We start from the raw sequence: 12,478 nt of genomic DNA, 5'->3' as shown, positions 1-12,478 counted from the left end.
CAGCTCGCGCCCAGCCACCGGAGTAGCCCCATGAGCAGCACCAAGTCGGAAACCCTCACCGGCACTGTCGAGATCGACTTCCCGCAGTTCCACACGCCCCCGGCGGAACCCATCGGGCTGCTCCGGGCCTGGCTCGACGAGGCGGTGCGGCACGAGGTCCGCGAGCCGAAGGCACTGGCGCTGGCCACCGCCGACGCCCAGGGCCGCAGTTCCTCGCGGATCGTGGTGGTGAACAAGGTGACCGACACCGGGCTCGTCTTCGTCACCCACGAGGGCAGCCGCAAGGGCCGGGAGATCGCCGAGAACCCGTGGGCCTCCGGACTGCTGTACTGGCGGGAGACCAGCCAGCAGATCGCCGTGGCCGGCCCGGTCGTGCGGCTGCCCGACAGCGAGGCCGACGCGCTGTGGGCCGCTCGCGCGGTCTTCACCCACGCCATGACCACGGCCTCGCGCCAGAGCGAGCCGTTGGGCGGCCTGGACGAGGTGGACGACCTGCGCGCGCGGGCCCGCGAGCTCGGTGAGCGCGGGCAGCCGTTGCCCCGCCCGGCCTCCTTCACCGCCTACGAACTGCGGCCCGAGGGGATCGAGTTCTGGGCCAACGGCACCGAGCGCCTGCACGAGCGGCTGCGCTACGACCGGGACGGCGACGGCTGGAACGTCAGCCGCCTCCAGCCGTAGGGCCCGCACCGGACCCACCGCCCCCCCAGACCACACCTTCGAAGCGGAACGCGACAATCACCATGCAGGAGCACTTCCTCCACGCTGGCTTCCACTCCTTTGCCCAGCGCCTGCCGGACCGCCCGGCGCTCGCCCTGGGCGAGCGGACCTGGACGTACGCGGAGCTGGACACCATTGCCCGGGTCTGGGCGGCGGCGCTGCTCAAGGCGACCGACCGGCCCCAGCGGGTCGGCATCCTCGGTCACCGCAGCCTGGTCACCTACGTCGGCTTCCTGGCCGCCCTCTACGCGGGCGCCGCCGTCGTGCCGCTGAACAAGAAGTACCCGGTGGCCCGCAACCGGGACATCGCCGAACGGGCCGGCCTGGACGCGATCCTGGCCGACGACGGCTCGCTGTCGCAGCTGCGCCAGCTGCTGAACGCGCTGCCGGACGCCCCGCCGGCGCTGCTGCCGGAGAGCGACCAGGCGCCGGCCGGCACCCCGGCCAGCGCGTTGGTGCTCACCCGCGGCGACGTCGAGGGCTGCACGCCGCTCGAGGCACCGCGGTTCACCGATCCGGGTGAGGTGGCCTACCTGCTGTTCACCTCGGGCTCGACCGGCAGGCCCAAGGGCGTGCCGATCACGCACCACAACGTGAGCCACTTCCTGCGGGTCAACGCCGAGCGGTACGGCTTCACCGCGGACGACCGCTTCACCAACACCTTCGACCAGACCTTCGACCTGTCGATGTTCGACTTGTTCATGGCCTGGGGAAGCGGCGCCTGCGTGGTGCCGATGGACACCTTCGAGCTGATGACGCCGCTGGACTTCATTCGCGAGCAGGGCATCACGGTGTGGTTCTCGGTGCCCTCGGTGGCGGTGCTGCAGCACCGCCGCGGGCTGCTCGAACCGGGCAGCCTGCCGTCCCTGCGCTGGAGCCTGTTCTGCGGCGAGGCGCTGCCGGAGACGGCGGCCCGGGCCTGGCAGGAGGCGGCTTCCGGGTCCGTGCTGGAGAACCTCTACGGGCCCACCGAGGCGACCATCGCCTGCCTGGTGCACCGATGGGACCCGGCTCTCTCCCCGGGGCTGTCGGTGAACGGGGTCGTCTCGATCGGTGCCCCGTACCCGGGCATGGCGACGGCCGTGCTCAACGAGGACGGCACCCCGGTGGCCGACGGCGGGACCGGCGAGCTGTGCCTGCACGGGCCGCAGGTCTTCGCGGGGTACCTCAACGCGCCGGAGCTGACCGCCAAGGCGTTCCACATCGTGACGGGGGAGGACGGCGAGACCCGCCGTTGGTACCGCACCGGCGACCTGGTCCGCCCGGGCGCCGGTGGGCAGTACGGCTACGTCGGCCGCCTCGACACCCAGGTGAAGATCCTCGGCCACCGGGTCGAGACCGGCGAGGTGGAGGCGCACCTGCTGCGGCAGCCGGGCGTGGCGCAGGCCGTGGTGGTCGCGGTCCCGGGCACGGAGGAGGGTACCTCGGTGCTCGCCGCCGTGCTGTCCGGCGACGGACTGGACGTCTATGAGGTGGACGAGGGGCTGAACGCCACCCTGCCCCCGTACATGATCCCGCTCTCCTACCACGTGCTGGACGTCTTCCCGCTGAACGCCAACGGCAAGGTGGACCGCAAGGCGCTGCGCGAGCAGGTGGCCTCCGGCGAACTCGAGGCATTCCCCCTCTAGCAGACCGCCCCACCCGAGATCCACGCACCGGACCGAAGGGAACACACCCACATGAACGACGTGTCCGCGACCGACCCGGACGCCGCTCTCGCCCGACTCCGCGCCAGGGTGCGCGGCAAGGTGCTCGCCTTGGGCGACGACGGCTTCGACGCCGGCTGCGCGGGTTTCCAGACCGCCTACCGGCACCGGCCGGCCGTCCTGGTGCGCGCCGCCGGGGCCGAGGACGTGGTGGCGGCCGTGGCCCACGCCGCCGCCTGCGAGCTGCCGGTGGCCGTCCAGGCGACCGGGCACGGACTGTCCGTCCCCGCCGACGGTGGTGTGCTGATCGACACCGCCGGGCTCGCCGGGGTCACGGTGGACGCGCAAGCCAGGACCGCGCGGATCGAGGCCGGCGTCCGCTTCGCGGCGGTCGTCGACGCCGGCGCCCGCTACGGCCTCGCCCCGCTGAACGGCTCGGCGCCGGACGTCGGCGTGGTCGGCTACCTCCTCGGCGGCGGACTGGGCCTGCTGGCCCGGCAGTTCGGGTACGCGGCGGACCACGTCCGGGCGGTCGAGCTGGTCACCGCTGACGGCGCGGCGCGCCGGGTGACCGCCGACAGCGACCCCGAGCTGTTCTGGGCGCTGCGCGGCGCCGGCGCCAACTTCGGTGTGGTGACGGCGGTCGAGGTCGACCTGGTGCCGGTCACCCGGATCTACGGCGGCGAGCTGGTCTTCGACCTGGCCGGTACCCCCGGCCTGCTGGCCGAGTACCTGCGCTGGACCGAGACGCTCCCGGAGGAGCTGACCTCCTCGGTGTCGCTGATCGGCTACCCCGATCTGCCGGTCCTGCCGGAGCGGCTGCGCGGGCGCCACCTCGGCCATGTCCGGATCGCCTACACCGGCGACTCGCGCACCGGCGAGGAACTCGTCGCCCCGCTGCGCGCGCTGGGCCCCCGGCTGACCGATACGGTCGCCGAGATGCCGTACACGGAATGCGGCGCCATCTACAACGACCCGCCGCAGCCGCACGCCTACGTCGGCGACAACGTGCTGCTGCGCGAGTTCGGTGCGGGCCAGGCCGATGCGGTGGCCAAGCTTGCCGCCCCCGGTACCGCGGTGCCCTGCGTGGTCGACGTGCGCCACCTCGGCGGTGCCCTCGGCCGCGCCCCCGAGGTGCCGAACGCGGTCGGCCACCGGGACGCCCACTACCTGCTGCGGGTGCTGACCCCGGTGGGACTGGCGGAGCCGAACGAGGTCCGTGCCGCCCACCGAGCGCTGCTCGACACGGCCGACTCCGTTGTCGGCCGCTGCCAGAACCTGGTGTACGGCCGGTACGCGGACGGCGCCCCCGAGCGGCCCGCCGACGACTTCTGGGAGCCGGCCGACCATCGTCGGCTGACCGACCTGAAGACCCGGCTCGACCCGGCCAACCTGTTCCGCTCGAACCGCAACATCGCTCCCGGGAAGCACAACTGACGGACGATCGGCGAGAGGATTCGGATTCGTCCATGACCACCGACCCGTCGGCCGCCCGCGCGGCCGTGGACCTGCTGACCGGCGCTTGGCGCGCCCAGGCGGTCCATGTCGCCACCCGGCTCGGCCTGCCCGATCTGATCGCTGCGGGGCGGACCACCGGCGCCGCCCTCGCCGAGGCGACGGGCACGGACACCGATGCCCTGCACCGGCTGCTGCGGCTGCTGGTCATCCTGGGGGTCCTGGAGGGCGGGGAGCCGGACGGCTACCGCAACAGCGCCGTCGGCGACCTGCTGCGGGACCGGCCGGGCTCGCTGCGCGACCTGTCCCTGCTCTACGGCGAGGAGTTCTACCGCGCCTGGAGCGGCGCGGAGCATGCGCTGCGTACCGGTCGGCCCGCCTTCGAGCAGGAGTACGGACAGTCGCTGATCGCCTACTTGGGCGGGAACCAGGAGGCGGCCGGCCGGTTCCAGCGGGCCATGCAGGGCAGCAACTTCTTCTTCGAGCGGGTGCCCGAGGTCTTCGACTTCGCCGGGTGCAGGCTGGTGGTGGACATCGGCGGCGGCAGTGGGCAGTTGCTGTCCACCGTCCTGGCCGCCGCGCCGGATGCGCACGGTGTACTGGTCGACCTCCCGCACGTGCTGCCGATCGCCCGCGCCCACCTGGCGGCCACCGTCGGGGAGGACCGGGTCAGGCTGGTCGGCCAGGACATGTTCGAGGGCCCGCTGCCGGAGGGAGCCGACGCCTACCTGCTCTCCCGGGTGCTGGGGGACTGGGACGAGCCGGCCTGCCTGCGGCTGCTGGCCGAGGTCCGGGCCGTGATGCGTGCGGACAGTCGGCTGCTGGTGCTCGAGCGGGTGGTCCGGGAGGACGGCACCGGGCCGCTCGCCGCGCTCTGGGACGTGCACCTGCTGGTGGTCAACGGCGGTCGGCAGCGCACCCTGGACGAGTACCACACGCTGTTCGGCCGGTCCGGGCTGGCCGTCGAGCGGATCGAGGAACTCCCGATGGAGAACTCCGTGCTGGTGGTGGCCCCCGAGCGGTGAACCGGGGGCCCGCGCAACTAGACCGACCGGCGATAGGGCCCGTGACGTCGCGGGCCCCATCGCCGGTCGGTCTACGGGACCAGCGACTGCAGGGCCAGGCCGAGTCCACTCAGCGAGGTCAGCGAGTGGAGCCCCTCCACTGTCGCCTCGACGTCGAACCACTCCCGGAAGGCGAGCGGGTACCCGATCAACTCGCCCGCGCTGCGCGGCATCTTGGCGGCCGCGGCGGCCTCCTCGGACTCCCAGAGGAACACCGCCCCCCAGCGGTTCGAGGCCGGGTCGGACACCCAGATCTTGAGGATCAGGCCCGGTATGTCCGACCAGGCCTGCTCCGCCTCCTCACGGAGGAAATCGCGCAGGGTCTCCGCGCTCTGCTGTGACTCGGTGAGGTCCCACCAAGCGATCATTGCCTTCATCGCACCAGTGTATGAATGGCGCTTGGCTGTTAAAACGTCATCTACGCCACAGTGCAGGCACGTTGACCGCGATTGAGTAGTGACCACTCAGGCGGGTGCGCCGCCCCGAGTGATCGAATCTGAGACGACGACACCCATCCGCATCCCATCGAACAGAGCCCGAGGGGCAGGGCCGGGCCGGCTGACCAGCCGGCCCGGCCGGCCGCCGACCGAGGAGGACCAGTGGCCCGCGCAGACCTGTCAATCCTGGATCTGCCTTATGACGCGAACCCGGATCCCGACGAGCTCGTCCGGGCCGCGATCGAGTGGCACTTCAGCCCGGAGACCGGCTCCCCGTTCTGGCTGGAGCGGGCGAAGACGCTGGACTTCGACCCGCTGGCGGACGTCAAGGGCTACGCCGACCTGACCCTGTTCCCCAATGTCGCCAACGAACTGCGCGACGTGCCCGCACACGACCTCATCCCGCGCGGCTACGGCGAACACCCGGACCTCGTCGGCATCTTCGAGAGCGGCGGCACCACCGGCGCGCCCAAGCGCGTGGTCTGCCCGACCGACTGGATGGAGAAGCTGGTCGGCTGGAGCAACGCCAACCTCGACGTGCACGGCTTCCCGCGTGGCGTGGACTGGCTCGGCATCACTCCGTCCGGCCCGCACATCGTCGGTGAGATCTTCCGTCGTTCGGCCACCACGCACGGCCGCCACGGCTTCCAGATCGACCTCGACCCGCGCTGGGTCAAGCGGCTGATCGCCGGCGGCAAGGGATCCCAGGCCGACGCCTACGCCGAGCACGTCATCGACCAGGCGACGCACATCCTGCGCACCCAGCCGATCGGCGTCATGACGGTGACCCCACCGCTGCTGGAGCGGATCGCCCAGCGCGAGGAGCTGGTGGAGCTGGTCAACGAGAAGGTGCGGGCGATCCGTTGGGGCGGCACCCAGATGGACGCCGACACCGCGGCGCTGTACCGCACCGAGATCTTCCCCGAGGCCACGCTGTACGGCCACTACGGCAGCACGATGATCCTCGGCATCGCCGGTGAGCGGCACGGTACCCCGATCGGCGAGCCGTGCGTCTTCGACACCTTCTCCCCGTACATCACCTTCCAGGTGGTGGACCCGCAGACCGGCGCCCCGGTCGCCTACGGGCAGCGCGGACAGGTCGTCATGCACCACGTCTCCAAGGCGCTGCTGCTGCCCAACAACCTGGAGCGCGACACCGCCATCCGGGTCGCCGCGCCCGAGGGCCGGGTCGGCGACTCGGCGGCCGGCATCGCCCCGGTCAAGACGTTCGACAACGAGACGGTCATCGAAGGGGTCTACTGATGGCAACGGCCACCGAGGAACCGCTGACGGTTGAGGCAGCGGCCGAATTGCCGGTGCTGGACGCGCTGGGACCCTCCGGTCCCTACCGCACCCACAACCGCCAGGAGATCACCGACGTCACCGGCGCGGTGATGGCCGAACTCAGCCTGGCGCCCGCGCTGTACGTCAACCGCGCGGTGAAGGCGCTGCGCGCGGCCACGCCGCTGCCGGCCGCCGGGCGGGCCGCCGCGCTGGCCCGCGCCGCTGAGCTGTTCCGCACCGCCACGCTCGGCGGCCTGACGCCGAAGGAGTACGAGGCCGCGGTCAGCCGGGTCTCCGGGCTGCCGATCGCCGTGGTGCGCACCGCCACTCAGACCTGCGCCGAGCGGGTCGGGCAGTCCTACCGAAGCGTCCAACTGGCCGGCCCGCGCGGCGCGGTGTCCGACTGGCGGGACCCGCTGGCGCGCACCGGCCAGGCGGTGTGGGCCCGCCGCGGCGAGGTGCTCGCCGTGCACGTGCCCGGCAACCACCCAGGCACGCACGGATTCTGGCCCGAGGCGCTGGCGCTCGGCTACCGGGTGGCGGTCCGCCCGGCCGCCCGGGAACCGTTCACCGCGCACCGGCTGGTGCTGGCGCTGCGCGAGGCCGGGTTCGGCAACGACCACGTGATGCTGCTGCCCTGCGGGCACGACGCGGCCGACGCCATCGTGCAGGGCGCCGACCTGGCCTACGGCGGCGACGAGATCATCCGCCAGTACGCCGACGACCCGGGGGTGCTCTCGCTGCAGCCGGGCCGCTCGAAGATCCTGGTGACCGCCGACGCCGACTGGCGCGATCACCTGGACATGATCGTCGACTCGATCACCCGGCACGCCGGCAGCGGCTGCGTCAACGCCACCGGCATCCTCGTCGAGGGCGACCCGGCGCCGCTGGCCGGGGCCATCGCCGAACGCCTGGCCGCGCTGCCGAGCCTGCCGCCGCACGACGAGCGGGCCTGCCTGCCGGTGCAGTCGGCCAAGTCGGCCCGGGCGTTGGAGAAGTACGTACTCGAACGCGCCCAGGGCACCCGGGCCTGGCTAGGCGGGACCGGCTTCGTCGACGAACTCGGCGACGGCAGCGCCGTCCTGCGGCCGACCGTCCACCAGGTGGACGCCCCGGACGCGCCGCAGGTGGGCGCCGAACTGCCCTTCCCGTGCGTGTGGGTGGCGCCCTGGAACCGGGCGGACGGGATCGCGCCGCTGCGCGACACCCTGGTGCTGGCCGTGCTCACCGAGGACGAGGAACTCGTCGACGAGCTGGTGGCGGAGCCGACGATCAGCAACCTGCACGTCGGTCCGCGCGCCACCCACTGGCACCGGCCGGGGCTGCCGCACGACGGCTACCTGGGCGAGTTCCTGATGCGCAGCAAGACGGTCGTCCGGGTCTGACGGCCCCGGGACGCTGAGTCTGCACGCGTTTCCAGCACCTTTTCGGCTCATTTGACGACGGCCGGGCATTTCGTGCCCGGCCGCCGCCGCATTTCGCGCCCGGAACTCCTCGCTCCTCGGCGGACCCAGGTCCGCGCCGCACTGTCGTGCCCGTCGGCATAAACGGTCTTTCTTCCTGCTAGCCAAGCTTGTTATTGGACAACCCCTCCGCTGGCAACGGATGATCACAGGGAAAGCGGAATACCGCAGTTCCAGGGGAGGAGCGCAGTGGATCACGCAGCTGAGCCGAATCCGACGGAGGGGGAATCCGCCGTCGGGCCGACGGCCGGATGGCGGTCCCCGGGTTCGGAGACGGCCGAGGTCGTCGCCGGGATCTGGCGTGAGGTGCTGGAGATCCCCGAGGTCGGGACCGAGGACAACTTCTTTGACATCGGCGGCCACTCGATCATGCTGCACATGGTCCGCGACCGGGTCTCCCAGCGGCTCGGCAAGGACGTCGAGCTGGTCGACCTGTTCAACCACCCGACCGTCAACTCCCTTGCGCGCTTCATGGATTCCGGATCCGGTGCGGACCGGTCCGACAACCGCCGGCCGGCCGGCCGGCGGACCCGCGGCAACACCCGGCTCGGCAACCGCCGGGCGCAGCTCGGCACCCGCGACGGGTCCGCCGCGGACGGCCTGCCCGGTCTGCCGGGCGAGGGGGGCTTCGGTGGCTGAGATCGAGTACTCCGCCGACGAGGACGAGTTCATCGCCGTCGTCGGAATGGCCGGCCGCTTTCCCGGCGCCGTGGACGTCGACGAATTCTGGCGCAATCTCGCCGCCGGTCTGGACACCATCGACCGCGAGCCCGCCCGGATCATTCCCGGTGGCGCCGCGGACGGAGGCGACCAGGAGTACGTGCCGGCCCGGGGCCGACTGGACGCCGCTGAATGGTTCGATGCCGAATACTTCGGCTATTCCGCCCGTGAGGCGTTCCTGATCGACCCGCAGCACCGGGTCTTCCTGGAAACCGCGGTGGCCGCACTGGAAAACGCCGGACAGGATCCGGACCGTTTCCCGGGCTCCATCGGCGTCTACGGCGGCTCCACCGAGACCCAGTACGCGCAGGCCCTGCGCGCCCAGCAGGACCGGTTGCCGGGCCTGACCGAGGACGAGATCCTGCTCGGCACCGCGCCGGACTTCCTGACCGCCCGCACCGCCGAACGGCTCGGACTGCGCGGCCCCGCCGTCGCGGTCCAGGCCGCCTGCGCCACCGCCCTGGTGGCCGTCCACACGGCCGGCCGCGCCCTGCTGGCCGGCGACTGCGACCTGGCACTGGCCGGCGGCGTCGCCGTGCACGTCCCGCCGAAGAAGATCGCCTGGACCGGCGGTGACGGCACCCTGGCGCCGGACGGCACCTGCCGCACCTTCGACGCCCGGGGCGCGGGCACCGTGGCCAGCAACGGCGTGGGTGTGGTCGTGCTCAAGCGGTTCTCCGACGCGCTGGCCGACGGTGACCACATCCGGGCGGTGCTGCGCGGTTCCGCCGTGACCAATGACGGCGCGCACCGGATCGGCTTCGGCGCGCCCAGCGTCGAGGGCCAGGCGGCGGCCGTGCGGGACGCGCAGGTCGCGGCCGGCACTGACGCCCGCACCATCACCTACATCGAGGCGCACGGCACCGCGACCCCGCTCGGCGACCCGATCGAGATGGCCGCACTGACCACGGCGTTCCGGGCCGACACCGAGGACACCGGCTTCTGCGCGATCGGGTCGGTGAAGACCAACATCGGGCACGCGGACGCGGCCGCGGGCGCCGCTGGGCTGATCAAGACCCTGCTGGCGCTCGAACACGGCCAGATCCCGCCGAGCCTGCACTTCGCCGAGCCGAACCCGCAGATCGACTTCACGTCCAGCCCGTTCCGGGTGGCCACCGAGCTGACCGCCTGGGAGCCCTGCGGGCCCACCCGGCGGGCCGGGGTGAGCTCCTTCGCCGTCGGCGGGGTCAACGCCCATCTGGTGCTGGAGGAGGCCCCGGCCCGGGCGGCCGAGGAGTCGGACCGCACCGCGCAGCTGCTGGTGTTCTCCGCCCGCACCACCTCGGCGCTGCAGGCCGGCGTCGACCGGCTCTCGGCGCACCTGGCCGAGTACCCCGGGCTGCCGGCGGCGGACGTCGCCTGGACCCTGCAGCAGGGGCGGCGCGAGCACGAGTACCGCGCGTTCGCGGTGGCCGGCGAGGACGGCCTCCAGGAGCTCGTGCCGGTGGTCGCGGTCGGCCCGGCCCGCCGCCGCCCGGTTGTCCTGCTGTTCCCCGGGCAACCAGGCCCGGCCGAGGCCTGGCGACTGCACGCCTCCGAGCCCGCCCTGCGGCGGGCGTTCACCACCTGCCTGGACGCCGTCGACCCCGAACTCGCCGCCCTGGTGCGGAAGGTGGCGCGCGGCGGGGCGTGGCCGGCCGACCCGGCGGTGCGCGACGTGTACGTGTTCGCTCTGGAGTACTCGCTCGCCGCGCTCTGGCACCGCTGGGGCGTCCGACCGGCGGAGGTGTCCGGTACCGGGGTCGGTGCCCTGGTCGCCGCCACCGTGGCGGGGGCGTTCGAGCCGGCCGACGCGCTGCGCCTGGTGGTCGCGAACGCCCGCGCCGGGCAGTTTGACGAAGTGCCGGAGGTCACCGCGCGCCCGCTGACGGTGCCGGTCGTGCTCGGCGGCGAGGGCCGCCGGTACGACGCCGGAGCCGTGGTGAGCGCCGAGCGGTGGGCCCGCGAGGCGCGCGAGGCGGACCGGGACGGCGCGACGGCCCACCTGCTCGCCGACCACGAGCGGATCCTTTTGCAGGTCGGCTTCGGCTCGGCGCTGGTCGACGCGGCCCGCGAGCACGAGTCCTTCACCCCGGCGCACACCGCGCTGGCGGCCTTCCCGGAGCGCGAACTGAACGGTGCCGACGCGCTGGAGACGCTCTACGCGGCGCTCGGCCGGCTCTGGGCCGAGGGCACCGCGGTCGACTGGGCGGGGGTGCACGACGGCGAGCGCCGGGCCAAGCTGCCGCTGCCCGGTTACGCCTTCGAGCGCTTGCCCTACCTGGTGCGGCACCCGGCCGACGGGACCACGGAGACGGCCTGGACGCCCGGCGCGCCGGCGTTGCCCGCGAGCGGGTCGCCGGATCCCTTCGCCGAAGTCGGTGCGGACACCGGGGCCGGGCAGCCGGCCGAGGTCGAGGAGCCGGCCCCGACCGGCGTCGGGCCGGCCGACGGCACCCCGCTCGCCTTCGTCCTGCGCCTTTTCGGGCAGGCCCTCGGCCTGGATGACATCGAGCCCGACGAGAGCTTCTTCGACCTGGGTGGTGACTCGCTGATCGGCGCCAAGCTGCTCGCCGAGATCCGCGAGGCGTACCCGGTCGACATCAAGGCCCGTTCGCTCTTCCTGACCCCCACCGCCGCCGGCATCGCCGACCTCATCGAGCGTCAGCTGGTCACCCCGCTCGCCTTCGTCCTGCGCCTTTTCGGGCAGGCCCTCGGCCTGGATGACATCGAGCCCGACGAGAGCTTCTTCGACCTGGGTGGCGACTCGCTGATCGGCGCCAAGCTGCTCGCCGAGATCCGCGAGGCGTACCCGGTCGACATCAAGGCCCGCTCGCTCTTCCTGACCCCCACCGCCGCCGGCATCGCCGACCTCATCGAGCGTCAGCTGGCCGACGGGGGCAACCAGCACAGCACAGACAAGGAGTCCCGATGACGGGCGGCGCGGACGTGACGTCCCCAGCGCTGACGGCAGCCGAGAGCCGCTGGCTGTCCAGCCGGAGGTCCAGGCAGGAGACCTTCACGGACCTCTACTGCTTCGCGCACGCGGGCGGCTCGGCCGGCGAGTTCATGCGCTGGTCCGACGGCCTGCCCGGGGTCAAGCTCTGGGCGGTGCGGATGCCAGGCCGGGCGCCGCGCGAGAGCGAGCCGCCGTACACCCGGATGACCGAGCTGGTCGCCGACCTGGTCGAGCAGATCGACTTCAGCCGGCGGGACTTCGCCTTCTTCGGCCACAGCCTCGGTGGCCTGGTGGCCTTCGAGGTCACCCGGGCGCTGCGCAAGGCCGGACGCAAGCTGCCGAGCCGGCTCCTGATCTCCTCGATGCAGCCGCCGCCGATCACCACGACGAAGGGCGCGAGCCGGCTGTCCTCCGAGGGGCTGTTGGCCGAGATCGAGGGCCGCTGGGGCGCGCTGCCGCAGGAGATCCACGACGACGCGGAGCTCAAGGAGATCGTCCTCGGCTACCTGCGCTCCGACGCCGAGATCGCGGACACCTACGAGTACGTGGCCGAAGAGCCGCTGCCCGTTCCGATCACCGCGTTCGTCGGTTCCGAGGAGAACCGTGCGCAGCTGGACTGGCAGACGCACACCACGGCTGGACTCGACGCGCACGTCCTCAAGGGCGGCCACTTCTACTTCCGCGACGGGGAACAGCAGCGAGAACTGATCCGGCTCATCGGCCGGGCGACGAGCGCGGACGCGTAGGGGGACCG

Annotated in this window: 10 protein-coding genes; 9 read left to right on the top strand and 1 reads right to left on the bottom strand. The window is 72.7% G+C overall.

What is annotated here, in order from left to right; all coding sequences use genetic code 11:
* The first annotated feature begins 30 nt into the window (after window positions 1-30).
* From phzG to ABD369_RS31110, 4 genes are all read left to right on the top strand, one after another.
* Entirely contained in the window at window positions 31-678 is a 648-nt protein-coding gene (gene phzG / locus ABD369_RS31125; RefSeq protein ID WP_344639930.1) for a phenazine biosynthesis FMN-dependent oxidase PhzG, read from the top strand.
* A 62-nt stretch (window positions 679-740) separates the two neighbouring features.
* The gene (locus ABD369_RS31120; protein ID WP_344639929.1) at window positions 741-2,345 is read left to right on the top strand and encodes an amino acid adenylation domain-containing protein; all 1,605 of its coding nucleotides are present in this window, start codon (window positions 741-743) and stop codon (window positions 2,343-2,345) included.
* Between the two features lie 51 nt (window positions 2,346-2,396).
* Window positions 2,397-3,800: an FAD-binding oxidoreductase gene (locus tag ABD369_RS31115; RefSeq protein WP_344639928.1), complete on the top strand. Its 1,404-nt coding sequence runs from the start codon at window positions 2,397-2,399 to the stop codon at window positions 3,798-3,800.
* 32 nt (window positions 3,801-3,832) lie between these two features.
* Window positions 3,833-4,843 (top strand): methyltransferase, encoded by a 1,011-nt coding sequence (locus ABD369_RS31110; RefSeq protein ID WP_344639927.1) that lies wholly within the window; start codon window positions 3,833-3,835, stop codon window positions 4,841-4,843.
* A 71-nt stretch (window positions 4,844-4,914) separates the two neighbouring features.
* On the opposite strand, the gene ABD369_RS31105 is transcribed toward ABD369_RS31110, so the two are convergent.
* Entirely contained in the window at window positions 4,915-5,259 is a 345-nt protein-coding gene (locus ABD369_RS31105) for a YdhR family protein (protein ID WP_344639926.1), read from the bottom strand.
* A gap of 222 nt (window positions 5,260-5,481) precedes the next feature.
* On the opposite strand from ABD369_RS31105, the gene ABD369_RS31100 reads away from it, so the two are divergent.
* From ABD369_RS31100 to ABD369_RS31080, 5 genes are all read left to right on the top strand, one after another.
* A complete protein-coding gene (locus ABD369_RS31100) occupies window positions 5,482-6,582 on the top strand; it encodes a phenazine antibiotic biosynthesis protein (RefSeq protein WP_344639925.1) in 1,101 nt (366 codons plus the stop codon).
* Window positions 6,582-7,988, top strand: coding sequence for an aldehyde dehydrogenase family protein (locus tag ABD369_RS31095; protein ID WP_344639924.1), 1,407 nt, complete (start codon window positions 6,582-6,584; stop codon window positions 7,986-7,988). The genes ABD369_RS31100 and ABD369_RS31095 overlap by 1 nt, the downstream gene beginning before the upstream one ends.
* A gap of 267 nt (window positions 7,989-8,255) precedes the next feature.
* Window positions 8,256-8,705: a phosphopantetheine-binding protein gene (locus ABD369_RS31090; protein ID WP_344639923.1), complete on the top strand. Its 450-nt coding sequence runs from the start codon at window positions 8,256-8,258 to the stop codon at window positions 8,703-8,705.
* Entirely contained in the window at window positions 8,698-11,700 is a 3,003-nt protein-coding gene (locus ABD369_RS31085; RefSeq protein WP_344639922.1) for a type I polyketide synthase, read from the top strand. Before ABD369_RS31090 ends, ABD369_RS31085 begins: the two co-directional genes overlap by 8 nt.
* Window positions 11,697-12,470 (top strand): thioesterase II family protein, encoded by a 774-nt coding sequence (locus ABD369_RS31080; protein WP_344639921.1) that lies wholly within the window; start codon window positions 11,697-11,699, stop codon window positions 12,468-12,470. The genes ABD369_RS31085 and ABD369_RS31080 overlap by 4 nt, the downstream gene beginning before the upstream one ends.
* Window positions 12,471-12,478: the final 8 nt, after the last annotated feature.

Origin of the sequence: Kitasatospora cystarginea, from assembly GCF_039533515.1 — a bacterium.
GTDB lineage: Bacteria > Actinomycetota > Actinomycetes > Streptomycetales > Streptomycetaceae > Kitasatospora > Kitasatospora cystarginea.
The sequence above is the reverse complement of the archived record's forward strand: the minus strand, read 5'-3'. Positions and strand labels throughout refer to the sequence as shown.

Excerpts from the sequence above, each read along its gene's own strand:
- phzG (WP_344639930.1), top strand. The coding sequence starts at position 31 with ATGAGCAGCACCAAGTCGGAAACCCTCACCGGCACTGTCGAGATCGAC.
- ABD369_RS31110 (WP_344639927.1), top strand. The coding sequence starts at position 3,833 with ATGACCACCGACCCGTCGGCCGCCCGCGCGGCCGTGGACCTGCTGACC.
- ABD369_RS31120 (WP_344639929.1), top strand. The coding sequence starts at position 741 with ATGCAGGAGCACTTCCTCCACGCTGGCTTCCACTCCTTTGCCCAGCGC.
- ABD369_RS31080 (WP_344639921.1), top strand. The coding sequence starts at position 11,697 with ATGACGGGCGGCGCGGACGTGACGTCCCCAGCGCTGACGGCAGCCGAG.
- ABD369_RS31105 (WP_344639926.1), bottom strand. The coding sequence starts at position 5,259 with ATGAAGGCAATGATCGCTTGGTGGGACCTCACCGAGTCACAGCAGAGC.
- ABD369_RS31115 (WP_344639928.1), top strand. The coding sequence starts at position 2,397 with ATGAACGACGTGTCCGCGACCGACCCGGACGCCGCTCTCGCCCGACTC.
- ABD369_RS31095 (WP_344639924.1), top strand. The coding sequence starts at position 6,582 with ATGGCAACGGCCACCGAGGAACCGCTGACGGTTGAGGCAGCGGCCGAA.